Origin of the sequence: Gordonia sp. DT219 (assembly GCF_049847065.1) — a bacterium.
Classification (GTDB): domain Bacteria; phylum Actinomycetota; class Actinomycetes; order Mycobacteriales; family Mycobacteriaceae; genus Gordonia.
The window spans coordinates 15,368-38,784 of sequence record NZ_JBNCNR010000027.1; the positions used below are offsets into that span (position 1 = coordinate 15,368).

Here is a 23,417-nt window from a genome sequence, read left to right on the forward strand (position 1 = left end):
ACGGTTTGGCATCGAGGGAGTGTCGGTCGGTAGACTCCGAGAGGTCTCCATCGGCGTTGCCGCCCCGATCAGGATTTCCCCGATCAGAATTTCACCGATCCGCATGTGCAGACAGCACCCAGCCCCAGGGAGTTCGTCGATGACCGAAGAGTCGATAGCCGGCCAGAACCTGCTGGCGCCGACGCCACATGCGCGTCCGGCGGGCGGGCAGATGGACGAACCAGAGAGCGAGCCGCGCGAGGAGTGCGGCGTTTTTGGTGTGTGGGCCCCTGGTGAGGACGTCGCGAAGCTTTCCTATTACGGCTTGTACGCACTGCAGCATCGTGGCCAGGAGGCCGCCGGGATCGCCGTCGGCGACGGATCGCAGGTGCTGGTGTTCAAGGATCTCGGACTCGTCAGTCAGGTCTTCGACGAGCAGACCCTTGCCTCGATGGTGGGGCATGTCGCCATCGGACATTGCCGCTACTCGACGACCGGCTCGACGACCTGGGAGAACTCCCAGCCGATCTTCCGCACCACCGATGCCGGCACCGGGGTGGCACTGGGCCACAACGGCAACCTCGTCAACACCGCCGAACTGGCCGCCCGGGCGCGTGAGGTCGGCATCCGCAGCACTGCGGGGACGTCGGACTCCGATGTGGTCGGCGCCCTGCTCGCCCACGGCGCCGCCGACAGCAGTATCGAACAGGCGGCGATGGAGTTGCTGCCCACCCTGCGCGGTGCGTTCTGCCTCACCTTCATGGACGAGCACACGCTGTATGCGGCGCGCGATCCGCATGGGGTGCGCCCGCTGTGTCTGGGCCGTCTCGATCGCGGCTGGGTGGTCGCCTCGGAGACCGCCGCCCTCGACATCGTCGGCGCCTCCTTCGTCCGCGACATCGAACCCGGTGAGCTGCTGGCCATCGACGCCGACGGCGTCCGCAGTTCCCGCTTCGCCGAGCCCACGCCCCGCGGCTGCGTCTTCGAGTATGTGTATCTCGCCCGTCCGGACAGCGTCATCGGCGGCCGGTCGGTGCATTCCACCCGCGTCGACATCGGCCGTCGGCTGGCCCGTGAACACCCGGCCATCGGCGACCTGGTGATCCCGGTTCCCGAATCGGGGACCCCCGCCGCGGTCGGCTACGCGCAGGAATCGGGGATTCCCTACGGCCAGGGACTGATGAAGAACGCCTATGTGGGACGCACCTTCATTCAGCCCTCGCAGACGATCCGACAACTCGGCATCCGTCTCAAACTCAATCCCCTCAAAGAAGTGATCCGCGGCAAACGTCTTGTCGTCGTTGATGATTCGATCGTTCGCGGTAACACCCAGCGTGCCCTCATCCGCATGCTGCGTGAAGCCGGTGCAGCCGAGGTGCATGTGCGCATCGCGTCGAGCCCGGTGCGGTGGCCGTGTTTCTACGGCATCGACTTCGCCTCGCCTGCCGAACTCATCGCCAACGGCATGGAATCCGAGGAGCACATGGTCGAGGGGGTGCGGCAGGCCATCGGCGCCGATTCCCTTGGCTACATCAGCACCGAGCAGATGATCGCGGCGACGCACCAGCCGGCGTCGGCGCTGTGTGCGGCGTGCTTCGACGGCTACTACCCGATCGAGCTGCCGAAGGAGTCGTCGATGGGCAAGGCGGTGCTCGAACAGATGCTGTCCAATGCCGCTCAGGACGCCAACATCGACCCGTTGACCGCGACCAATGACAACGTCAGCGCCGTGATGCGCCCCTGAGGCACTCGGGTAGCGTGTCATCCGTGAACGAACCGGGTCCGGCCGAGAACATCAACTCCACGTCCGATGGCATGTCCTATGCGGGGGCCGGGGTCAGCATCGATGCCGGCGAGGCCGCAGTCGAGCTGATCGCGCCGCACGCCAAACGCGCCACCCGCTCGGAGGTCCTCGGTGGGCTCGGCGGATTCTCGGGTCTGTTCGCCCTCAAGGGCAATTACCGTGAGCCGGTCCTCGCGGCCGCCAGCGACGGTGTCGGCACGAAGCTCGCCGTCGCACAAGAAATGGGTAAGCACGACACCGTCGGCCAAGACCTCGTCGCCATGTGTGTCGACGATCTGGTCGTGTGTGGTGCCGAACCGCTGTTCCTGCAGGATTACATCGCCATCGGCAAGGTCGTCCCGGAGACGATCGCCGAGATCGTCTCCGGCATTGCCGACGGTTGCGTCATCGCCGGATGCGCGTTGCTCGGCGGGGAGACCGCCGAACACCCCGGGTTGATGCGTGATGACCACTACGACCTGTCGGCGACCGCCGTCGGCGTCGTCGAGGCCGATGCGGTGCTCTCCCCGGACAAGGTCCGGGCTGGTGACTCGGTGATCGCGATGGGCTCGTCGGGCCTGCACTCCAACGGGTATTCGCTGGCGCGCAAGGTGCTGCTCGACTGGGGTCACATGGATCTCGGCGGGGATGTCGAGGAGTTCGGCCGCACCCTCGGCGAGGAGTTGCTCGAACCCACCCGCATCTACGCCCGTGACTGTCTCGCACTGGCCGCCGAGACCGACGTGCGGACGTTCGCACACATCACCGGGGGCGGGCTCGCCGAGAACCTGGCGCGCGTCATTCCGTCCGGTCTGGTCGCCGAGCTCGAGCGCAACACCTGGACTCCCGCACCGATTTTCGCGATGATCGGCCAGCGCGGCCGCGTCGAGCAGTCGGAAATGGAACGCACGTTCAACATGGGTGTCGGAATGGTCGCGGTGGTGGCGCCCGAAGACACCGACCGCGCGCAGGCCGTGCTGACCGCACGCCACGTCGACAATTGGGTGCTGGGCACCATCAAGCGCAATCCGGAAGCCAAGGGCGGAGCGGGCCTGGCCCACCTCGTCGGCGAGCACTCGCGCTTCTGAGTCGTCGGCGAAAGCCGACACCAGAAGACGCGGATTCGACGCCGAAGACCGACCAACGCTCCGGCCGCCGGACGCCCGGTGGTGGGACGTCCGACGGCCGGAGCGGGCACTCGATCTGGTGGAGCCAAGCGTGACGACGCCGGGGCGGTGGCGTCAGGTGTCGGCAGCGAAGAGTGGATGCGTACGCGCTCAGGCGCGACGCCACTCATCCTCTTCGACCAGCTCCTCCACCGGATCCGGGCGGTCTGCCGGATCCGCCGACCCGGACAGTTCGCGCTGCAAGCTGTCGAAGTCGGTTTGGGGAGTGGAGTACTTCAGCTGACGAGCAACCTTCGTCTGCTTTGCTTTAGCCCGGCCGCGGCCCATATGGGACCCCCTCGCACAATGACGGGGCGGCCAAACTGGTGGCGGCCCCGTTCTCTCGGTAGTTGAGTATCTCGTGGGGACCAGTTTAGCGCGCGTTTCACGATTACGCGGACCGCCCCGGCGTTGGCACGCCGAGCAGTGCTGTGGACGCTGTTCGGCCGCCCTCGATCTCAGACCTCGGCGGCGCGGACCAGGTGCCGGCTCGCCTCGCGGCGGACTTTCCCCGGGAGGTCGTCGGCGGCCAGCAGGGCACGCAGCAGCCGCGCATCGGTGCCGGTCAGCAGGTCGCGAACGGTGACGCCGTGCACGGGGCGGTGGATGACGCGGATCTGGTCGCCCGCGCCGACAGTGCCGGGTGTGAGCACCCGGAGATAGGCGCCCACATCGCCGGCCTGCATGAAGCGTTTGACCCATTGCGGCTCGCCGGCCCAGGCGCCGAACGTCCGGCATGGGGTGCGCGGAATCGTGGTTTCCAGGACGAGGCCGCCGGGGGCACGGCCGTCGCCGGAATCGGCGGGCGGCCCGATCTGCCAACGTTCGCCGACCAGTGCGTCGGTGACGGCGAGCCCGTCGACGCGCAGATTCTCACCGAACCACCCGAACGGCAGCTCGCGGCCGAGTTCGTCGGACCATCGGCGCGCCTCGCGCTCGTCGTAGGCGTAGACGGCCTGATCGTGACCGCCGTGGTGGGTGGTGTCACATACGTGGTCGGTGACCAATCCGAGCTCACCGACCCGCACCCGCCCGGTCTGTGGGCGCTTGTCGATGGCACTGATGCCGGCCTTACCGAGGTCGACGTCGGCGTGCACCGAGCAGACGGCGAGGATTCTGCCCAGATCGCTCATCGACTCGTCCGGTCGCCTCACGCACGCCCACGCAGGCGGTCGATGGCGGCACGGCCGGCCTGAACGCGGTCGTCGGAGTCCACCGAGTCCGGATCGATGCGCGCGGCGACCGGACCCTCGTCGGCATCGCCGGCGATGAGGAGCTCGGTGTCGGCGTCGACCCCACGCTTGACGAGGCCCAACGCGATCGGGCCGAGGTCGAAGTGGTCGATGGCCGTCCCGACACGCCCGACGGTGCGGCCACCGGCGGTGATGGGGGTACCCGGTGCCGGGCGGAGATCGGAACTGCCGTCGAGGTGCAGTAGCACCAGTTGCCGCGGCGCCTTGCCGAGATTGTGCACCCGCGCCACCGTCTCCTGGCCGCGGTAGCAGCCCTTGTCGAGGTGGACGGCCCCGAACATCTCGGGCCCGCCGATCCAGCGCGCCTCCTGGGGAATCGTGCGGTCGTCGGTGTCGACGCCCACCCGCGGGCGCGTCGCCGCGACGCGTAGCGCGTCGAACGCCCAGCTGCCGGCCAGGCGGGCACCGGCCTCGACGAGTTGCTCGGTCCATCGCAGCAGCAGCGACTCGGGCACCACGAGATCGACCACCGGCAACGCGGCGTCGCTGTGCGGACCCTCGGACAGTGGCGGCATCATCCGCCAGAAGCCCAGCGGCTCTTCCTCGTGGTGCGATTCGGGCAGGTCGCCGGCCTGATAGGGGACGGCGGCGGGGTCGATCTCGATGAGGTCGGCGATCGGCCCGTGCAGGACGTCGGGACCGATCAGCGTCAGAACCTTGAGGTCGGGTCGTGCCGCGGGGGTCACCTTGGCCCAGAACACCATCTTCGTGAGAAAACCCGCGAGGGCGTCGCCGCGGGCGCCCTCGGTGTCGATCCAGGTGACCTCGTCGAGGTCGGTGAGGACGAAATGATCTTCGACACGGCCGTTGGCGTCGAGGGACAACGACTCGGCGCTCGACCGGTCGGGCAGGCCGGCGACCTGTTGGGAGCAGATCGTGTTCAGCCAGGTGAGGCGTTCGGGGCCGGACAGTTCGATGACCGCACGGTCGCTGCGGTCGACGAGGACGGCGCCGCGGGTGGCGGCCCGCTGCTCACCGAGCGGATCGCCGTAATGCCAGGCCACCGATGATGATTCGGTACCGAGGCCGGTGGCGGTCGGCTCAGACGTGTCGGTCGCCGGGGCGACAACCGCGCCTTCGCCGGAATACCTGGTCAGGATGGGTGAGCGACTCACACGGCGAGTCTACGCGGGCGCACCGCATCCCAGGGGGCTGCCGCGACACCTCCGTTGCACGCCGCGCTGCGCGGCGGTTCACGTCTTAAAGTGGCGTCATGCCGCAGTCCATCCTGGTGTCCCTCGACGGGACCGTCCTCGACCCAGACGCCCCCTTCTTGTGTGCCGATGATCTCGCCGTGGTGCGCGGCGACGGCATCTTCGAGACCTTGCTGATCCGCGACGGCTGGGCGCGCTGTGTCTCGTTGCATCTGCAGCGTCTGGCCCGTAGTGCCGCGATGCTCGAACTGCCCGAGCCCGACGCCGACGAGTGGCGTTTCGCGATCGAGGTCGCGACCGAGGCATGGGTCGAGCGGGCCGGCGAGTCGGCCGAAGGTCTACTGCGCCTTGTGTATTCGCGGGGACGAGAAAGTGCGCCGGCTGGGACGGAGGCGGCGGGCGGGCCGACGGCCTTCCTGACGGTCGGCGCGGTCGCCGACCGTGCTGCCGCGGCTCGCTCGAAGGGGGTGTCGGTGGTGACCCTCGACCGGGGATATTCGATCGACGTCGCCGGTGATGCCCCGTGGCAGCTGCTGGGCGCCAAGACGTTGAGCTACGCGAGCAACATGGCCGCGCTGCGTCATGCCGCCGACAACGGCTACGACGACGTCATCTACACCAGCAGTGAGGGTGCGGTGCTCGAGGGACCGCGTTCGACGGTGGTCGCGGTGATGGGGAAGACGCTCGTCACCCCGCCCGTCGAGATCGGGATTCTGCCCGGTACCACCCAGGTGGCGACGTTCGCGCTGGCCGCCGAGGAGGGATGGGACACCGAGACCCGCATGCTGCGTCCCGCCGACCTGCTGGAGGCGGATTCGGTATGGCTGGTCAGCAGCGTCACCCTCGCGGCACGGGTGACCGCGCTCAACGGCCACCCGCTCACCGCATCGGAGTCGGCGGGGGAGTTCGTCGAGCTGGTCGACCGGGCGGTGTCGGCCGACCGGCCGTAACGGATCTCCGCCGCCGGGATGGCGGGCGTCGCCCGTCTCGGCAGGGGAGAGCCGGACCACACCCGAAAGCCCCGGTGACGGGACTTTTGTCGCTTGTTCGCGTCAGTGAACGCGGGTAGCGTCGTCGATATGGTTACTACATTCCGTAGTAGCCATGTTTCGGCCCAGCCCGTGCCCGCGTCCGGGTACGTCCACGATTCGAGGCGACGTTGAACGCTCTGGATTTGTCCCGGTGGCAGTTCGGTATCACCACCGTCTATCACTTCCTTTTCGTGCCGCTGACCATCGGCCTGGCCCCGATGATCGCGATCATGCAGACCGTCTGGCACCGGACCGGTAACGAGCAGTGGCTACGCGCCACCAAATTCTTCGGGAAGCTGTTCCTCATCAACTTCGCGCTGGGCGTCGCCACCGGCATCGTCCAGGAGTTCCAGTTCGGGATGAACTGGAGCGAATACAGCCGCTACGTCGCCGACGTGTTCGGCGCCCCGCTCGCGCTCGAGGGGCTCGTCGCCTTCTTCCTCGAGTCGACGTTCCTGGGTTTGTGGATCTTCGGCTGGTCGCGACTCCCGCGCCGGGTCCACCTGGCCACCATCTGGCTGGTCGCGATCGGCGTCACCGCCTCGGCGTACTTCATCATCGCCGCCAATTCGTTCATGCAGCACCCGGTCGGCGTCAGATGGGACGAGACGCGCAACCGCCCGGCCATGAACGACTTCTGGGCGGTCATCACCAACAACACGACACTCGCGGCCTTCCCGCATGTGATCGCCGGTTCCTGGCTGACCGCGGGAACCTTCGTCGCCGGGATCGGTATCTGGTGGATGTCGCGAAACATGTGGCGCGCCAAGAAATTGCGCGAGGTCATCGACAACGTCGGGACGCAGGAGCCGGGTGCCGAGCCGGCCGACCGTATCGATTCGGGCCTGCCGAAAACCACCTCACCCAGCCAGATCGACGCCACCCCGGAGGATCTCGAGCGCGATGCGCACCGGCTCTGGCGACCGGTGACCCGGTTCGCGTGCTGGGTGACGATCGTGTCCGGCGTACTGCTGCTGATCACTGGGGACGTCCAGGCGGAGATCATGTTCAAACAGCAGCCGATGAAGATGGCCTCGGCGGAATCGTTGTGCGACACCGCGACCAATGCCGGGTTCTCGGTCCTGTCGATCGGCCGGCAGAACAATTGCGACCACATCGATCACCTCGTCGAGATCCCCGGCATGCTCTCCTTCCTGGCGTCGCACCGGTTCGGTGAGACGCTGCAGGGCGTGAACCAGCTGCAGAAGCAGTACCAGGAAGCCCTGAACATGCCGGGCCAGAACTTCGCCCCCAATCTGTTCGTCACCTACTGGGGCTTCCGCGCCATGATCACCTGGGCGCTGGGCTCGGTCGTCGTGGCCTTCGGCGGACTGTGGCTGACCAGACGCAAGCGGGTGGTCGAATCCAGACGCCTGGGCCTGTTGGCCCTGTGGCTGATCCCGACGCCGTTCCTGGCCAATGCATCCGGCTGGATCTTCACCGAGATGGGCCGGCAGCCGTGGGTGGTCGCGCCCAACTGGGAGGACAACCTGGACCCGCTCCGGATACACATGCTGGTGCAGAACGGTGTCTCCAACCACACCCCGCCCATCCTGTGGGTCAGCCTGATCGGCTTCACCCTGATCTATGGCGGACTCGGCGTGATCTGGTTCCTGCTGCAACGACGGTATTGCATCGAGGGTCCGTCCGGCTACGACCACATAGCTCCGGAGGTGGAGTCCGACGACTCCGATTCCGATGAGCCCAAGCAGCTTTCGTTCGCGTACTGAGGAGTGGACACATGGCTCTGGAAAACTTCTGGTTCATCGTCGTCGCCTTCCTCTTCGTGGGCTACTTCGTCCTCGAGGGCTTCGACTTCGGCGTCGGGATGCTCATGCCGTTCCTCGGCGCGAGCCACACCGGCGGCGACGAGTCGGTCTCGCCGCAGGACGACGCCGCCGACCCCGACAAGCGTCGGCGCGTGCTGCTCAACACGATCGGCCCCGTGTGGGACGGCAACGAGGTGTGGCTGATCACCGCGGGCGGTGCGCTGTTCGCGGCGTTCGGTGGTTGGTACGCAACGATGTTCAGTGCTTTCTACCTGCCGCTGTACCTCATCCTGGTCGGGCTGATCGTGCGCGTCGTCGCCATCGAATGGCGCAGCAAGATCAACACGGTGCGCTGGCGGACGTGGTGCGACGTGGGTATCGGTCTGGGGTCGTGGATTCCCGCGATCCTGTGGGGTGTGGCCTTCGCCAATGTGGTGCGCGGTCTGCCGATCGATGCGCAACACCAATACACGGGCGGCTTTTTCAATCTGCTCACTCCCTACGCGCTGCTCGGTGGAGCGACCACCTTGCTGGCGTTCTTGACCCACGGCGCAGTGTTCCTGGGGCTCAAGACCGCCGGCGTGATCCAGCAGGACGCGATGCGATACGCCAAGGTCCTCGCGATCCCGACGCTGGTGGTCGCCGCGGCGTTCCTGCTGTGGACGCAATTCGCCTACGGCAACGCGTGGACCTGGATTCCGGTGGTGATCGCCGCCGTCGCCGCGGTCGTGATGGTGGTGGCGACCCAGATGCAGCGGGAGGGCCTCGCGTTCGTGGCGAACTGCATCGCGATCGCCGCCACCGTATCCACCTTGTTCGCGGTGTTGTTCCCGAATGTCCTTCCGTCGAGCACGGATTCGGCATACAACCTGACCATCGCGAACACCTCGTCCAGTAGTTACACCCTGACCGTCATGACCATCGCCGCGGTCATCATGACGCCGGTGGTCATCGCGTATCAGGCCTGGACCTACTGGGTGTTCCGCAAGCGGATCAGCATCGAACAGATCCCGATGCCTGCGGGACTGTCGTCGCTGAAGGCGTGGCAGTAGCCGCCGGCGTGACGCGCCGGGCCGGCCCGCCGATCGATCCCCGGCTGCTGCGGTACTCACGCGTCACCCGGCGTTACGTGGTGGTGACCGCGATACTCGCCGCGGTGACCACCGTCGCGGTGATCGTCATCGCGGCGATGACGGCCTCGGTACTCTCCGAGCTCGTCACCGATCCGTCGCGACGCAGCCTGGCCGCGCAGTCGGGACACCTGTGGATACTGCTGGGCGTGTTGGTGGTTCGGGTGATCGCGTCGTTCGGACACGATCGGTATGCGCACCGGGCATCGGCGTCGGCGATCGCCGAACTGCGCGCCCAGGCGCTCGACGCCCTCACCGACCCCGACCGGACGCCGCCGCGCGAGTTGGTGCGTCGCCGCGAACATGCGACGACGGTGCTGCTACGCGGGCTCGGCGCACTGGGTCCGTACCTATCCGGATATTTGCCCGCCCTGATCGTGACGGTGCTGGTCACCCCGACGGTGCTCGCCGTCGTCGCCGTCACCGACTGGCCGTCGGCGGTGATCATCGTGATCACGCTGCCCCTGATCCCGCTGTTCATGATCCTCATCGGCAAGATGACGCGCGAACGCACGCAGCGCAAACTCGCGACGTTGAGCCGGCTGAGTGCACAGCTGCTCGACCTGGTGGCGGGGTTGCCGACGCTGCGCGCGCTCAATCGCGCACGCGCACCCGCACGGCAGGTCGCCGACCTGGGGCAGGCGCACCGGCGGAGTTCGATGTCGTCGCTACGGGTGGCGTTCCTCTCGGGTGGGGTGCTGGAATTCCTGGCGACCATCAGTGTGGCGCTGGTCGCCGTCGGCATCGGCCTGCGCCTGGTGACCGGCGAGATGTCCTTGTACGCAGGCATTCTCGCGCTCATCCTGGCGCCGGAGGCCTATTTGCCGTTGCGTCAGGTCGGCGCGCAGTTCCACAATTCCACCGATGGGATGGCCGCCGCCGCCGAGGTCATCGATCTCATCGAAACCGGCACGGGCCCGACGGCGGGCGCACGGTCGCGCACCTGCACCGTGGCCGGCGAACCGATCCGACTACTCGACGTGGGTGTCCACGGGCGGGACGGCTGGGCGCCGTACGAGTTGTCGGCGACTGCTGACCCGGCTGCGCTGACTGTGCTCACCGGACCCAACGGGTCGGGCAAGTCGACCGCCATCGCCGCGATCCTCGGGCTCGTCGCCCCGGACGAGGGGTCGGTGCTCGTCGGCTCGATCTCGGTGGCCGAACTCGATCCGGCCGCCTACCACGAGCAGGTGGCGTGGCTGCCGCAACAGCCGGTTGTGGTGCCCGGCACCGTCGCCGACAATCTCGCCGTGTTCGGTGCGCTGGATTCGGAGGCGCTCGCGCGTGCTTCGGCGGCAACGGGTTTCGACGCAGTGCTCGCGTCACTTCCCGATGGCAGCGCCACGGTGCTCGGCGGCGGGGGAGTGGGCCTGTCGGCGGGGCAGCGGCAGCGGCTCGCGCTCACGCGCGTGCTGGCGTCGCCGTCGCCGCTGTTGTTGCTCGACGAGCCGACCGCACATCTCGACGCGGCGAGCGAGGCGTCGGTGCTCTCCGCACTGGCGGACCGCGCGCACGCCGGCGATACCGTCGTCGTCGTCGCACACCGCGCGGTGGCCCGCGCGTACGCCGACCGGGTGATCGAGCTACCGGAGGTGGCCGGTGTCCGCTGAACCCGACCCACTGATTCGCGCGCTGGGTTTCCTCGGACTGCGCACCCGGCCACTGCTGCAGTCACTGCTGCTCGGGGTGGCCGGGGCGCTCTCGGCGCTCGGACTCGCGGCGCTCTCGGCGTGGCTGATCACTCGGGCCTGGCAGATGCCGCCGGTGCTGTATCTGTCGGTGGCGATCACTGCCGTTCGGGCACTGGGTATCTCGCGCGGACTGTTCCGATACTTGGAGCGGCTGGCCACCCACGACCTCGCGCTCGGCGCGATGGCGAGTGCACGGGAACGTGTGTATGTGGCCCTGGCGTCGGGCTCGCCGGCCTATTCGGTGACGCTGCGCCGCGGGGATCTGCTGACCCGGACCGGTGACGACGTCGACGAGATCGGGAACGCGTTGATCCGCGGATTCGTGCCGATCGGGGTCGGATTGACCACGTCGGTGGCGGCGGTGGCGATCATGGCGACGGTGTCGGGTTGGGCAGCTCTCGTGCTCGCGATCGCGTTGATCGTTTCCGGGGTCGTGGCCCCGTGGCTGGCGGCGCGGGGATCCGAGCGGGCCATCACCGATGGTGCCGCGGCAGGCAACCGGTCCGCGGAGGCCACCACCACCGCATTGTGGCATGCACCCGAACTGGTTGTCGCCGGGCGACGTGGCAGCGTGCTGGCGGAGGCCCGGCGCGCCGATGCCGATGCGATCGCCGCCGCCGACCGCGGTGAACGTGTGCAGGCCCTGGCCGCCGCGGCCACCCCGTTGTCGATGGGGGCGTCACTCGTCGCCGCCGCTCTGATCGGGATCGGGCTGGCATCCGACGTCGGTGGTTCGCTCGCGGACGTGTCGAGTAGCTCCGGGCTGCTGACCCCGATGGTGCTCGGCGTGCTGATCCTGTTGCCGCTGTCGTCATTCGAGTCGACGGCGCCGCTGACCGAGGCGGGCATCGCGCTCGAACGCAGTCGGCAGAGCGCAGCGCGGGTGATGGCGCTCGTCGACGCCGCACGTTCCGGCCGGGAACCGATGTCGGACAAGGTGATTGCCGATTCGGCGATCGACGACGTCGTGGTCCATCCCGGTGCGGCGACGCTGCGGCTCGACGCGCTGCGCTGGGGGTGGCCGGAGAGTGCGGTGCTCGGCCCGGACGCCGGTCTGACCCAGACGTTGCCACCGGGCTCCCGGCTGGCCGTCGTCGGACCCAGCGGAATCGGCAAGTCGACGTTGCTGCTGACGATGGCGGGGCTGCTCGACGCGCGCAGCGGCCGGGTGACCACCGTCGACGAGGATGGTGCCGGGATCGATGTGCGCGCTGCGACCTGCTATTTCGCCGAGGAAGCGCACATCTTCTCCACCTCGCTGGCGGAGAATCTGCGGGTGGCCCGCGGCGACGTGACGCTCGAGGAGATGACCGCGTCGCTGTCCGCGGTGGGCCTGTCCGATTGGGTGGCCGAACTACCGGCGGGACTCGACACCGAGCTCACCGGTGGTTCGGAAGCACTCAGCGGCGGGCAGCGCCGCCGCGTGCTGCTCGCGCGTGCACTGGTGCATCGCGCACCGGTCGTCCTGCTCGACGAGCCGACCGAACACCTCGATGCCGCCGACGCGGCCCGGCTCCTCGACCGGCTACTCGACCCGTCGTCGGGGCTCTTCGGTCCCGACCGCACCGTCGTGGTCGTCACCCACCAATTGCCAGCGCATCCGCCCCGGTCCACCTCGGTCGTCGACCTCGGCGCGGGCCCGGCGTGAGAGTCGGCAGGGCGGTCGGAAATTGCGTTGCCGGACTTCGGAACGCGGCGTAGTTTCGTCGGTACACACGGAAGGAGGTGGTCCGAAGTTGATTGGCAAACGGACATGTGAGGTGACCATCCGCTGACGCGGAGATCCATCTGATATCCACTGATCGATCCACCGTATCGGCGAATACCAGTTGGTCACCCGACCCCCGCACCCGACCTGGTCCGGTCGACCGGCCCGAGCACTCGGGCGGTGCGGGGGTCGCTTCATGTGCGGCCCCGTTTCTACCCGCTTCGTGTGCGTCCTACTCAGGCAACGTTCAGGTAGTGCGCTACTCGTGTTCCGGCGGTGCTGACGACGTGGACTGATACCAGGCATCAGCACACGGACACAGGAGCCATCATGAACAGCCGCGTGAGCACCACTCTCACCGCAGTGGCCACCCGCGAATTCGACGTACCGCTCGCCCGGCCGTCCCGGTTCCTGTCTCCGGGCGACTGCGACTGGACCGACGACGGCGCAGGCAACTGGCTCGCCGGCTATGCGGGCGGGTTGTGCTATTCGCTGACGCCGCGGCGTGCGGATTCGCACCTGACCCTGCACAATCGCGGAGGCCGCGATCTGGCGGTGCTCTCGATTCCCGGGTTCGCCGGAACATCGGGCGCGCGATTCACGATGTTGCCGAGCGGAACGTCGGCGGCATTGCCGGACAACGAGTTCCACATCCTGCAGGGCGAGCGCCGCGGTGGACGGCCGGTCGTCGTCGGGCAGATCGTCGACGACGGCGAGCCGTGCGTCCTCGTGCATCCACCGCGAGCCGACGAGGTCGACTGGTCGCAGATGCCGGGTGCCGACGAGTTCTGGACGCCCTACTCGCCCGCGCCGACGAGCGAGGTGAGCCGATCCGGCGTGAACCCCTCGGGGGCAGGCTCCCGCAGCGCCCGCGGTCCGCGCAGCGCCGCAGACGCAGGTGTCTTCTGCGAGAGCGTCCACGGAATGGCCGTGGTGCACAATCGCGGGGAGCGGCGCATCGCCGTGTTGATGACCGGACTCGGCGGCGCCTTCGACCTCGTCGTCGCGCTTCCCGGGGAATCGATTCCGATCCCGGCGGGAGCGGGTATCCACTACGTGCAGGCGGCTCGGGAAGCCGGGCGGCCGGTCGTCGTCGACGTCATCCACGTACGCCGCTGATGTGTATGACGTTTCCTCCGGAATCCGGGCAAAACGTCATACTGATCGGCCCTCCGGGTGGGCCGGAGGGATTGCCGGTAGCGTATGCGCGGTGACCGAACCGGGGACCCCTTATCCGAATCCGTATCCGCAGCAGCAGTACCCCCTCCCACAGGGGGTTCCGCCGGCCGGGCAGCCGTGGGGTGGCGTCGGGTACCCGGGCGGCTACGGGATGCCCGGTGCCTACGGTGCCGCACCGTACGTGCCGGCCCCGAAGCCGCCGCTGCGACACGTTGCGCTGACAAGGACGTTCGCTGCGTGCACGATGCTCGCGTGGTTGCTGATCATGCTTTTCGGCTTCCTCACCTTCGCGACGGTGACCCGCATCGGTGCGGGTGACTCCACCTTCAGCGGTTGGGGCCACTGGACGTCGCAGGGTGAGGGGCTGCCGCTCATCGGCGGCGCCGAGGCGGTCATCTTCCCGGGTGTGCTGCTGCCCCTGCTCATCCTGTTCCCGACGCTGCTGTCGTCGATCCTCATCCTGTGCAACGTCGCCCGGCGCGGGTTCGCGGTGGTGAACATGGTGTTCGGGATCATCGGTGCGGGCGTTGCGACGGCGGCGGTCGTCGATCCGTCGCTGGTGGTCGCCACCTTCGACGATCGGTCGTCGCAGTACGTCGATGCCCACTACACGTTCTCGGCCGGACCGTCGGCGATCCTGAACGTCGTGCTCGGCGTCGCGGTCGTGCTGCTGGCGATCGGTGGAATCATCTGGGGCGGCAAGGCCCCGGTGCCGGTCCCCGCGTACACACAGCCCGCCTACCCCGAACCTGTCTACCCCCAGCCCGGTTACGCACAGCCCGGCTACGCACCGCCTTCGGTGTGAGGGGCGGGGGCCGCAACGTTCGAGATCGGCAGCTCAGCCGACGTACCGACGCAGCTTGGCCGAGAGTCGTGGGGTGAGGTCGCCCTCGGCGTCGACTCGCTCTTCGACGTAGGCGAGGTCACCGTCGGGCACGACCCCGTACAGACGCTTGGCGCCGCCGGTGTGCTTGCCGGATTCGGTGCGGATGACGACGTCGGTGGTGAGGTTCCAGGACGTCTGGTTGAGCGGGCGGCCGTAGTACAACTCGATCGAACCCTCGGCGTGCGCCAGGAGCAGTTCGATGGCGTCGTCGTCGCCGATGCGCCAGAAACCGGACTCCCGCTGATCGGGGCGGAGGTAGGTGCCGTCTTCGTCGATGACCCAGGAACGCGCTTCCCAGTTGAGGAAGTTCTGGCCGTCATGGCTGACGACGATCTGCTGGGCGAAGTGGTAGTCGGCGCCGCTGACCGGATCGTGGCCCTCGCCCTCGCCGCGCCACACCCCGACCATCGGCAGCAATGCCAGCAGGCCCGGATGGAGGTCGGCGCCGAGGCGCAGGTTGGCCGTGTCGGCGGGCAACGGCAGATCGTCCCATGACGGGGTGTTGCGTTCGCGACTGCCGGACTCGGCTGCTCTGGACTCGGCCTCGGAGATCGCCTCGTCGCCCGAACGCAGCGGCACCGATACGCCATCGGCGTCGGGTTGCCCGTCGGGTGGCAGGGTCACGATTCGTCGTTGACCAGGCGGTAGATGACGTACAGCGCGAACCACACGATCAACAGCGAGGCAAGACCCAGCAGGATTTCGAAGAAGAGGACCACGCGTCGGAGTTTACCCCCCGACATGTACCCGGACGTCGCCGGACCTGCCGAGTGACGCACGGATCACGCCCGACGAAAGACACCCCGGCACGAGCACGAGGGCCCGGCCACCGCGTGGGTGGCCGGGCCCTCGGGCCGTGCAGGGGGAACTACTTGCTGACGGTGATGTCGTGCGTGTGCACGCCCGGTCCGTCGGGGCTGACGGTGACGTCGCCGTTGCCGACCGAGCTCAGCGCACGCAGCGTCCACGTGCCGGGCGCGGCGAAGAAGCGGAAGTCGCCGGTCGGGCTGGCGACGACCTCGGCCGTGAACTCGCCGGTGTTGTCGAGCAGCCGGACGAAAGCACCGGCGACCGGGCTACCGGAGTTGTCGGTGACCTGTCCGGTCAGGACGGTCTCCTTCTCGACGTCGACGCCCGCGGGCAGCTTCTGTCCTTGTTTGGGTGCAGCGCACATGATTACTTACCTTCTCCCAATTCGACCGGAACACCGACGAGTGAGCCGTATTCGGTCCAGCTGCCGTCGTAGTTCTTGACGTTGTTGTGGCCCAGCAGCTCCTGCAGAACGAACCAGGTGTGGCTGGAACGCTCGCCGATGCGGCAGTAGGCGATGGTCTCCTTGTCGCCGTCGAGGCCGGCCTCCTTGTAGAGCTCGGCGAGGTCCGCGTCGCTCTTGAAGGTGCCGTCCTCGTTGGCGGCCTTGCTCCACGGCACGTTGATGGCGCTGGGGATGTGGCCGGGACGCTGGCTCTGCTCCTGCGGCAGGTGGGCCGGCGCGAGGATCTTGCCCGAGAACTCGTCCGGGCTGCGCACGTCGACGAGGTTCTTGACGCCGATGGCGTCGACGATCTCGTCGCGGAAGGCGCGGATCGAGTTGTCCGGGTCGGCGGCCTTGTATTCGGTGGCCGGGCGGCTCACGGTCTCGGTCGAGAGCGGCCGGCCGTCGAGCTCCCACTTCTTGCGGCCACCGTCGAGCAGCTTCACGTCCTGGTGGCCGTACAGCTTGAAGTACCAGTAGGCGTAGGCGGCGAACCAGTTGTTGTTGCCGCCGTAGAGAACGACGGTGTCGTCATTGGCGATGCCGCGCTCGGAGAGCAGCTTGGAGAACTGCTCGCGATCGACGAAGTCGCGGCGGACCGGATCCTGCAGGTCGGTCTTCCAGTCGAGCTTGACCGCGCCCTCGATGTGGCCGCCGTCGTAGGCGCTGGTGTCCTCGTCGACCTCGACGAAGACGACCTTGTCGGTGTGCAGGTTCTGCTCAGCCCAATCAGCGCTGACCAGGACGTCGGAACGTGCCATGGGTATTCCTCCCGTAGATGTGGGTATCGGCTTGTGGAGATGGAAAACGGTGTAGATCGAAACAGCGATGAAGGCGTCGGCGTCGAATATGCGATGACTTCGGCAGATGATGACGGACGGGAGCAGACGCGGCGGGCGGCGCCGTCATGGGAGATGCGCCTGCACCTGGGACCGGCATCGGGTGAACGTGCCCGCGCGGCGGGACGATCACATCGTCTGGCGACAGCAACAGTCGGCGACGCGACAGAAGTCGATCGCCCGGCGGCGGGTGAGCATCAACTCACGGCGCTGTTGCATGCCCACGAGGGTACAACAGCGATCGCCGTCGACCACAAGCGCGTCCCCGGCGTGCAGGGGTTGTGATCGGTGCGGTCAGAAACGCTCGGGCTGCAGGTCACGCTGCCCGGACTCGGCGGTCAGCAGCACGTCGCTGCCCGAACTGTGGGCGCCGGTGGCCGGGAGGTCCCACGGCATGGGCAGCGGGGGCAACGTGGTGGTGAATCGGGCCAGGACGGCGTTGCGCAGGGACTGCTTGTCGTTGCCGTCGAGTGCCGGTGAGCTGACGTGCTTTTCGGGTCCGGTGTAGAAGCCGGTGGCCTGCAGATGCAGCCGGCCCGCGCGCACCGACAGGTCGACGGTGACGCTCACCTTGGTCCGGGGGCCGGGGTAGGCCGAGGCCGACGGCGCGCGCTCGGGCGCGGGACCCCGGCCGGTCGGTGGCGCGGAGTCGGGCGGCAGCGCGACCGTGCCGGTGAGCACGACGCCGGAGGTGCGTTCGAGGTTGCCGAACTGCGGACCGCCGCCACCCACGCGGTCGGGCGTCGCCGGGGTGTTGACGGTGAGGTCCACGATGCCGAGCATCCGACCCAGATTCACCGAGTTGAGTAGCGTGTATGCGGTGACCGACGTCGTCCGCAGGGTGTCGGTGGGGCTGATGCGGAAGCCGTCGGGGACGGTGAAGGAGCCCAGCGATGCCCCGAGTTCGGCGAAGCAGTCGCCCATGGCCGGGTAGGAGCAACCGTTGATCGGTACCCCGCGCGCGGTGATCGTGGCCGCACCGAAGGCGCCCGACGAGGCGTGGGTGATGAAGGGAAAGCCGCCGAGGGTCACCTCGGGCGGATAGGTGATGCCGGGCGCGCTTGCGAGCGACGCCGAGAGGCGGTGTTCGCTGCGGCTCGCGGCGACCACGTCGGCAACGATCCCGAGGACACACACGACGACCACGATCCCCACGGCCACCAGGGCGGCCCGGCGGAGCGCGAAGCGGGAGCGTATGTGGGGTGCTGCGTCCGAGGTCACGCCCTCCGAGTCTGCCTTGTTAACAGTCGAGCGTGACATTGCGGCTATTCTGTCATCTGTCGCGCACATGTTGGTAAGGCGGAGTAAACAAGTCTCACCGGCGCGATCGGTCGATCGCCTCAACGTCGAGGTGGCCGGGAACGGGGTCGAATAATCCCCGAGGCCCCTGCCTCGGGACGTCAGGTGCGCGAGGCACGACGAGGAAGATCGGAGTATTGCGTGGATCTCCTGTTGTTGACCGCCGACCCCAATCCGGAGTCGGTGTTGCCGTCATTATCGCTGCTGGCGCACACCGTGCGGGTGGCGCCGACAGAGGTGTCGTCGCTGATGGAGGCGGGCAACGCGGACGTCGCCATCGTCGACGCCCGCACCGATCTGGCCGCGGCCCGCGGGCTGTGCCGGCTGCTCGGCAGCACAGGTTCGGCGGTTCCGGTGGCTGCGGTGCTGACCGAGGGGGGTCTGGTAGCGGTGAATGCGGACTGGGGGCTCGACGAGTTCCTGCTGCCCGCCACCGGCCCGGCCGAGCTCGATGCGCGCCTGCGTCTGCTGATCGTGCGCACGCGTGGGGTCAGTACCGAAGAAGCGTCGGGCAAGGTCACCCTCGGCGAGCTCGTGATCGACGAGGGCACCTACACCGCCCGCCTGCGGGGCCGGCCCCTGGACCTGACCTACAAAGAGTTCGAACTCCTGAAGTATTTGGCGCAGAACGCCGGTCGCGTCTTCACCCGCGCCCAGCTCTTGCAGGAGGTGTGGGGTTACGACTTCTTCGGCGGTACCCGAACGGTCGACGTCCACGTCCGGCGGCTGCGTGCAAAACTCGGCAGTGACCATGAATCGCTGATCGGCACCGTGCGCAACGTCGGTTACAAGGCGGTGCGGCCGACACGGGGACGATCGGCATCGGCCGAGGACACCGCAGACGAGGGCGATGGCGCCGTCGACGAGGTGGCCGCCGATCTCGGCGGGCCCGCCGCCAAGGTCGATCCCTTCGATGAGGAGTTCAGTGCACCCTGAGCCCGCCGGCGCCGCATCCGAGAGCACCGAACCGGTTTTGTGCGACTCGCTGTCCCCGGAGCTGGCGGCGCACGCACATCGACTGATCTCGGCGGCCACCGACAACGACGGGGTGGATCCGCTATCGGAGCAGGCCGTTCTCGCGATCGACGATCGAAGCATGCCGGTGCGCCATGTGGTCTCCGCTGCCGGGTACGCCAACATCCGGCCCGGCCGCGACGATGAACCCGCCACGATCGAGGCCGTCGTCGATCCCGGCCGGCGCCGCCGCGGACACGGCCGGGCCCTGCTGGAGGCGGCATTCGGTGCCGGGGCGCAACTGGCGGGCGGCCCGGCCGGTACGTCATCGGACCGCGTACGTGCCTGGGCCCATGGAGACCTCGCCGGTGCGCAGGCGCTGGCCGCATCCCTGGGGTTGAGGAGGCGCCGGGAACTGTTGCAGTTGCGGCGAACTGGTGGCGCCGTCGGACTCGACCCACTGGTGATACCCGACGACATCGAATTGCGAAACTACGCAGGGCCTTCCGATGACGCGGAGATCCTGCGCGTCAACAATGCCGCATTCGCCTGGCACCCAGAGCAAGGCGGCTGGGCGCCCGAGCAGATCACCGAACGCGTCGGATCCGACTGGTTCGACCCGGCCGGGCTGTTCCTGGCGTTCGATGCCACCCCTGGTGCCAGCCCTGATGCCGATGAGTCAAAGGGCCGCCCGCTCTTGGGTTTTCACTGGACCAAGAAGCAGGGGCCGGGACTCGGCGAGGTCTACATCGTCGGAGTCGACCCCGCCGCGCAGGGCCGCGGACTCGGACGTCTGCTGACGCTTGCGGGCCTGCACTACTTCGCCGACCGGGGCATCGACGAGGTACTGCTCTACGTCGAGGGCGACAACACCGCGGCCCTGCACACCTATGAGCGGCTCGGCTTCACGCGCCACGCCATCGACGTCGCCTACGGCTGAGCGGGCTGTCGCAGGTCATCGCGGCCGGCGGACGTTTCCGAAGTGTCCGAGTCGTCCAATTCATCTCTCGTTCACCTTTCGTGGGGGAACCGTCCACCACTGCCCCCTATGGTCGGTCCGACCGGGCAGAGTCGCTTGGCGGGACTGCCGTGTTCTGATGCTGGAGGAACCAGAAGTGAAATTCAGTCGTACAGGTGCCGTTGCCGCCGTGCTGGCGGCCGGCTCGGGCCTCGTTCTCGGTGCGTGTAGCAGTAACGCGGACAAGGGAGACACAAGCGCGGCACCCGCCTCGGCCGTGTCGAATATCACGTGTGCCGGCAAGCAGTCGCTCAAGGCGAGCGGCTCGACGGCGCAGGCCAACGCGATGAAGATCTTCTCGACATCATTGGCCAAGACCTGCCCGGGATTCGAGCTCGCCTACGGCGGCGGCGGGTCGGGTCAGGGCGTATCCGACTTCACCCAGGGCCTCACCGACTTCGGCGGCTCGGATTCCCCGCTGAAGGACGCCGAGATCCAGAACGCCGCGAAGCGCTGCAACGGCTCCGAGGCATGGCAGCTGCCGCTGGTCTTCGGTCCGATCGCGGTCACCTACAACGTCGACGGGGTCACCGATCTCGCACTCTCCGGCCCGACTCTCGCCAAGATCTTCAGTGGCGCGGCCAAGACGTGGAACGACCCGGCGATCGCCGCCGACAACCCGGGTAAGACCCTGCCGGCCACGCCGATCAGCGTCATCTACCGTGCCGATCAGTCCGGCACCACCGACAACTTCCAGAAGTACCTGACCGCCGCCGGCGGATGGACCAAGGGTGTTGGCAAGACCTTCAACGGCGGCGTCGGTGAGGGCAAGCAGGGTAACCCCGGAGTGGGTGCGGCCGTGAAGCCGACGCCGGGCTCCATCGCTTACGTAGAGTGGGCGTACGCGCAGTCCAACACTCTGCCGATGGCCAAGATCATCACCGACAAGGACCCCAGCGGGGTGGCGCTGAACGCACAGACGGGCGGCAAGACGATCGAGTCCGCGACGTTGAAGAACGGGCCGGACAACCACAACATGGTGATCGACACCTCGTCGTTCTACAAGCCCTCCGCCGCGGGCGCTTACCCGATCGTTCTGGCAACATATTCGATTGTCTGCTCGAAGTACTCGGATTCGTCGCTCGGCCAGGGTGTCAAGACCTTCCTCTCCGTGGCATCTGCCCCGCAGAACCAGGGTCAGGAACTGATCAACGCCGGATACATCCCGCTGCCGGGCGACTTCCAGCAGAAGCTGCAGTCGTCGATCAACGCGATTCAGTGATCCACCCGATCCGGTGATCGACGAAGAACCCCCGAAGCTAGGCGATAAGAGTTATGTCAGTGGATGACACCACCGGAACGGGCCGGGGTCGGACGGGAACGCCGTCCGGCTCCGGCGCGCAGCCGCCCGAAGTGCCCAGTCAGTTGCCGCCCGACGAGGAACGGCAACTCGACGAGCACCTTCACCCGGGTCTGCGCAACCACCGGGGTGCCATCGGCGACCGCGTCTTCTCCTACCTCGCCCGGGGAACGGGGTTCTTGGTCATCGTCCTGATCGCCGGCATCGGCATCTCCCTGATCTTCGATGCCATCCCGGCGATCACGGCCAATCACGCCAACTTCCTGTTCTCCTCGGAGTGGAAGGTGGCGGCGTCGGACTTCGACGCAGGCACCGTGCGCTTCGGTGTCTGGGAATTGTTCCGCGCGACGGTCTTGACGTCGGTCTTCGCGCTGGTCCTCGCAACACCCGTCGCCATCGGGATCGCGGTGTTCCTGGTGGAGTACGCGCCGCGGCGGATCTCGCGGCCGCTGGGCGGGGCCATCGACCTGCTTGCCGCGGTGCCGTCGATCATCTTCGGCCTGTGGGGTATCTACATTCTCGCGCCGGTCATCGCGCCCGTCGCCGATTGGATCAACAGCACCTTCGGCTGGTTCTTCCTCTTCGGGTCGGGCAGCACGTCGGTGGCCGGGGGCGGCACCATCTTCACCGCCGGCATCGTGCTGGCGATCATGATGCTGCCGATCATCACCTCCATCACGCGAGAGGTGTTGCGCCAGACGCCGAGCGGGCAGAAGGAAGCCGCTCTTGCGCTCGGCGCGACCAAATGGGAGGTCATCCGGATGACCTCGTTCCCGTACGGGCGCTCCGGCATGATCGCCGCGGCGATGCTCGCCCTGGGGCGCGCGCTCGGCGAGACCATCGCGGTGATGATCATTCTCAGTTCGGCCGTCGGCCGTCTGCACTGGTCGCTGTTCGAGGGCGGTGACACGTTCGCCTCGAAGATCGCCCGTGATGTCGGTGAGTTCGTCGGCAGCCGCGACACGCAGAGCGCCTACATCGCGGCCGGCCTGGTGCTGTTCATCCTGACATTCGTGGTCAATGCGATCGCCCGATCGGTCGCCGGTGGAAAGGTGAACGGATGAGCATCAGGCTCGATGCAAGCCCCGGCGGCGGACCCGTCAAACAATCCGGCTCTGCCTTCCGCCCCGTCTCGGCGAGTCGCCGCATCCGCAACAATGCCGCCCGGGCGATCTTTGTGATCTGCTTCGTGCTCGGAGTGATACCGCTGGTGTGGCTGCTGTGGACGGTCGTCTCGAACGGGTTCGGTGCACTCACCGATCCCCACTGGTGGTTCGGTGACGCGTACGGCATCGACACCACCACGCAATTCGGCGCGGGCGCCGCACCGGCCATCGTGGGGTCGATCATCCAGGCGTTCCTCGCCGCGATCATCTCGGTGCCCATCGCCGTGCTGACCGCTGTCATGTTGGTCGAATATCCCACGTCGAAGCTGGTCAAGCCGGTGAGCTTCATGGTCGACATCCTCGCCGGCGTGCCGTCGATCGTGGCGACGCTGTTCATCTTCACGGTGTTCGTCATCGGACTGTCGATGGGGCAGAGCGCATTCATGGTGAGCCTCGCGCTCATCCTGCTGATGATCCCCATCGTCGTACGGTCCACCGAGGAGATGTTGAAACTCGTTCCCGACGAGCTGCGTGAGGCGTCCTATGCGCTGGGCATCTCCAAATGGAAGACGATCCTGCGCGTCGTCATCCCGACCGCGCTGTCGGGCATGATCTCGGGCATCGTTCTCGCGATCGCCCGGGTGATGGGTGAGACCGCTCCCGTGCTGATCCTCGCCGGTCCGGCCAGTTCGCTGGTCAAGACCAATCCGTTCGAGGGCGGGATGAACTCGCTGCCGCTGTTCATCAAGGACATGTGGTCGGCCAGCCAGCCGGCCTCGTCCTTCTACTACTGGGGTGCGGCTCTCACCCTGATCCTCATCATCGCCGTCCTCAACGTCATCGCCGCGGTGCTCTCGAAGTACCTGGCGCCCAAGACCAAGTAAGCCGGGTGCGCCGACGCGAAGCGCGTCGCCGTC

22 protein-coding genes are annotated in these 23,417 nt (G+C 67.6%); 15 read left to right on the forward strand and 7 right to left on the reverse strand.

Going from position 1 to position 23,417, the window contains the following annotated elements; genetic code table 11:
* The first annotated feature begins 139 nt into the window (after positions 1–139).
* Positions 140–1,723 (forward strand): amidophosphoribosyltransferase, encoded by a 1,584-nt coding sequence (purF, locus tag ACPXB3_RS19810; protein ID WP_425729207.1) that lies wholly within the window; start codon positions 140–142, stop codon positions 1,721–1,723.
* 71 nt (positions 1,724–1,794) lie between these two features.
* Positions 1,795–2,850 carry a phosphoribosylformylglycinamidine cyclo-ligase gene (gene purM, locus ACPXB3_RS19815; RefSeq protein WP_425706316.1) on the forward strand — a complete coding sequence of 352 codons (1,056 nt, stop codon included), beginning with the start codon at positions 1,795–1,797 and terminating at the stop codon, positions 2,848–2,850.
* Positions 2,851–3,039: 189 nt separating this feature from the next.
* On the opposite strand, the gene ACPXB3_RS19820 is transcribed toward purM, so the two are convergent.
* From ACPXB3_RS19820 to ACPXB3_RS19830, 3 genes are all read right to left on the reverse strand, one after another.
* Positions 3,040–3,216 carry a DUF3073 domain-containing protein gene (locus ACPXB3_RS19820; protein WP_425706272.1) on the reverse strand — a complete coding sequence of 59 codons (177 nt, stop codon included), beginning with the start codon at positions 3,214–3,216 and terminating at the stop codon, positions 3,040–3,042.
* A gap of 170 nt (positions 3,217–3,386) precedes the next feature.
* Positions 3,387–4,061 carry an MOSC domain-containing protein gene (locus tag ACPXB3_RS19825; RefSeq protein WP_425729209.1) on the reverse strand — a complete coding sequence of 225 codons (675 nt, stop codon included), beginning with the start codon at positions 4,059–4,061 and terminating at the stop codon, positions 3,387–3,389.
* A gap of 17 nt (positions 4,062–4,078) precedes the next feature.
* Positions 4,079–5,296: a YgfZ/GcvT domain-containing protein gene (locus ACPXB3_RS19830; RefSeq protein ID WP_425729211.1), complete on the reverse strand. Its 1,218-nt coding sequence runs from the start codon at positions 5,294–5,296 to the stop codon at positions 4,079–4,081.
* A gap of 98 nt (positions 5,297–5,394) precedes the next feature.
* Between ACPXB3_RS19830 and ACPXB3_RS19835 the strand changes: the two genes are divergently transcribed.
* The 7 genes from ACPXB3_RS19835 to ACPXB3_RS19865 all read left to right on the forward strand — a co-directional run bounded on the left by ACPXB3_RS19835 (position 5,395) and on the right by ACPXB3_RS19865 (position 14,648).
* Entirely contained in the window at positions 5,395–6,285 is an 891-nt protein-coding gene (locus ACPXB3_RS19835) for an aminodeoxychorismate lyase (RefSeq protein ID WP_425729215.1), read from the forward strand.
* Positions 6,286–6,494: 209 nt separating this feature from the next.
* On the forward strand, positions 6,495–8,096 hold the full coding sequence (locus ACPXB3_RS19840; RefSeq protein WP_425729226.1) for a cytochrome ubiquinol oxidase subunit I: 1,602 nt from the start codon (positions 6,495–6,497) through the stop codon (positions 8,094–8,096).
* A gap of 11 nt (positions 8,097–8,107) precedes the next feature.
* The gene (cydB, locus tag ACPXB3_RS19845) at positions 8,108–9,187 is read left to right on the forward strand and encodes a cytochrome d ubiquinol oxidase subunit II (RefSeq protein ID WP_425729228.1); all 1,080 of its coding nucleotides are present in this window, start codon (positions 8,108–8,110) and stop codon (positions 9,185–9,187) included.
* Positions 9,188–9,195: 8 nt separating this feature from the next.
* Positions 9,196–10,875: a thiol reductant ABC exporter subunit CydD gene (gene cydD / locus ACPXB3_RS19850; protein ID WP_425729252.1), complete on the forward strand. Its 1,680-nt coding sequence runs from the start codon at positions 9,196–9,198 to the stop codon at positions 10,873–10,875.
* 10 nt (positions 10,876–10,885) lie between these two features.
* Positions 10,886–12,604 (forward strand): thiol reductant ABC exporter subunit CydC, encoded by a 1,719-nt coding sequence (gene cydC, locus ACPXB3_RS19855; protein ID WP_425729254.1) that lies wholly within the window; start codon positions 10,886–10,888, stop codon positions 12,602–12,604.
* A gap of 390 nt (positions 12,605–12,994) precedes the next feature.
* Positions 12,995–13,783, forward strand: coding sequence for a hypothetical protein (locus ACPXB3_RS19860; RefSeq protein ID WP_425729230.1), 789 nt, complete (start codon positions 12,995–12,997; stop codon positions 13,781–13,783).
* Between the two features lie 91 nt (positions 13,784–13,874).
* A complete protein-coding gene (locus tag ACPXB3_RS19865; protein ID WP_425729232.1) occupies positions 13,875–14,648 on the forward strand; it encodes a hypothetical protein in 774 nt (257 codons plus the stop codon).
* Positions 14,649–14,681: 33 nt separating this feature from the next.
* On the opposite strand, the gene ACPXB3_RS19870 is transcribed toward ACPXB3_RS19865, so the two are convergent.
* The 3 genes from ACPXB3_RS19870 to ACPXB3_RS19880 all read right to left on the reverse strand — a co-directional run bounded on the left by ACPXB3_RS19870 (position 14,682) and on the right by ACPXB3_RS19880 (position 16,745).
* Entirely contained in the window at positions 14,682–15,353 is a 672-nt protein-coding gene (locus tag ACPXB3_RS19870) for an FABP family protein (RefSeq protein ID WP_425729234.1), read from the reverse strand.
* Between the two features lie 244 nt (positions 15,354–15,597).
* On the reverse strand, positions 15,598–15,903 hold the full coding sequence (locus ACPXB3_RS19875; protein WP_425729236.1) for a DUF1416 domain-containing protein: 306 nt from the start codon (positions 15,901–15,903) through the stop codon (positions 15,598–15,600).
* 2 nt (positions 15,904–15,905) lie between these two features.
* The gene (locus ACPXB3_RS19880) at positions 15,906–16,745 is read right to left on the reverse strand and encodes a sulfurtransferase (protein WP_425706262.1); all 840 of its coding nucleotides are present in this window, start codon (positions 16,743–16,745) and stop codon (positions 15,906–15,908) included.
* A 33-nt stretch (positions 16,746–16,778) separates the two neighbouring features.
* On the opposite strand from ACPXB3_RS19880, the gene ACPXB3_RS19885 reads away from it, so the two are divergent.
* Positions 16,779–17,108, forward strand: coding sequence for a hypothetical protein (locus tag ACPXB3_RS19885; protein WP_425729238.1), 330 nt, complete (start codon positions 16,779–16,781; stop codon positions 17,106–17,108).
* A gap of 9 nt (positions 17,109–17,117) precedes the next feature.
* Here ACPXB3_RS19885 and ACPXB3_RS19890 read toward each other — a convergent pair whose 3' ends face one another.
* Positions 17,118–18,083: a DUF2993 domain-containing protein gene (locus ACPXB3_RS19890; protein WP_425706260.1), complete on the reverse strand. Its 966-nt coding sequence runs from the start codon at positions 18,081–18,083 to the stop codon at positions 17,118–17,120.
* 180 nt (positions 18,084–18,263) lie between these two features.
* Here ACPXB3_RS19890 and ACPXB3_RS19895 point away from each other — a divergent pair, with 180 nt between their 5' ends.
* From ACPXB3_RS19895 to pstA, 5 genes are all read left to right on the forward strand, one after another.
* On the forward strand, positions 18,264–19,058 hold the full coding sequence (locus ACPXB3_RS19895; RefSeq protein WP_425706259.1) for a winged helix-turn-helix transcriptional regulator: 795 nt from the start codon (positions 18,264–18,266) through the stop codon (positions 19,056–19,058).
* A complete protein-coding gene (mshD, locus tag ACPXB3_RS19900) occupies positions 19,036–20,016 on the forward strand; it encodes a mycothiol synthase (RefSeq protein ID WP_425706258.1) in 981 nt (326 codons plus the stop codon). Before ACPXB3_RS19895 ends, mshD begins: the two co-directional genes overlap by 23 nt.
* Positions 20,017–20,191: 175 nt before the next feature.
* A complete protein-coding gene (pstS, locus tag ACPXB3_RS19905) occupies positions 20,192–21,316 on the forward strand; it encodes a phosphate ABC transporter substrate-binding protein PstS (protein ID WP_425729240.1) in 1,125 nt (374 codons plus the stop codon).
* Between the two features lie 53 nt (positions 21,317–21,369).
* Positions 21,370–22,458: a phosphate ABC transporter permease subunit PstC gene (gene pstC / locus ACPXB3_RS19910; protein ID WP_425706256.1), complete on the forward strand. Its 1,089-nt coding sequence runs from the start codon at positions 21,370–21,372 to the stop codon at positions 22,456–22,458.
* On the forward strand, positions 22,455–23,384 hold the full coding sequence (pstA, locus tag ACPXB3_RS19915; protein ID WP_425706255.1) for a phosphate ABC transporter permease PstA: 930 nt from the start codon (positions 22,455–22,457) through the stop codon (positions 23,382–23,384). Before pstC ends, pstA begins: the two co-directional genes overlap by 4 nt.
* Positions 23,385–23,417 lie beyond the last annotated feature (33 nt).

Coding starts and splice junctions, on each gene's coding strand:
- purF (WP_425729207.1), top strand. CDS start 140: ATGACCGAAGAGTCGATAGCCGGCCAGAACCTGCTGGCGCCGACGCCA.
- purM (WP_425706316.1), top strand. CDS start 1,795: ATGTCCTATGCGGGGGCCGGGGTCAGCATCGATGCCGGCGAGGCCGCA.
- ACPXB3_RS19820 (WP_425706272.1), bottom strand. CDS start 3,216: ATGGGCCGCGGCCGGGCTAAAGCAAAGCAGACGAAGGTTGCTCGTCAG.
- ACPXB3_RS19825 (WP_425729209.1), bottom strand. CDS start 4,061: ATGAGCGATCTGGGCAGAATCCTCGCCGTCTGCTCGGTGCACGCCGAC.
- ACPXB3_RS19835 (WP_425729215.1), top strand. CDS start 5,395: ATGCCGCAGTCCATCCTGGTGTCCCTCGACGGGACCGTCCTCGACCCA.
- cydB (WP_425729228.1), top strand. CDS start 8,108: ATGGCTCTGGAAAACTTCTGGTTCATCGTCGTCGCCTTCCTCTTCGTG.
- ACPXB3_RS19860 (WP_425729230.1), top strand. CDS start 12,995: ATGAACAGCCGCGTGAGCACCACTCTCACCGCAGTGGCCACCCGCGAA.
- ACPXB3_RS19875 (WP_425729236.1), bottom strand. CDS start 15,903: ATGTGCGCTGCACCCAAACAAGGACAGAAGCTGCCCGCGGGCGTCGAC.
- ACPXB3_RS19880 (WP_425706262.1), bottom strand. CDS start 16,745: ATGGCACGTTCCGACGTCCTGGTCAGCGCTGATTGGGCTGAGCAGAAC.
- ACPXB3_RS19890 (WP_425706260.1), bottom strand. CDS start 18,083: ATGTCACGCTCGACTGTTAACAAGGCAGACTCGGAGGGCGTGACCTCG.
- mshD (WP_425706258.1), top strand. CDS start 19,036: ATGAGGAGTTCAGTGCACCCTGAGCCCGCCGGCGCCGCATCCGAGAGC.
- pstC (WP_425706256.1), top strand. CDS start 21,370: ATGTCAGTGGATGACACCACCGGAACGGGCCGGGGTCGGACGGGAACG.
- pstA (WP_425706255.1), top strand. CDS start 22,455: ATGAGCATCAGGCTCGATGCAAGCCCCGGCGGCGGACCCGTCAAACAA.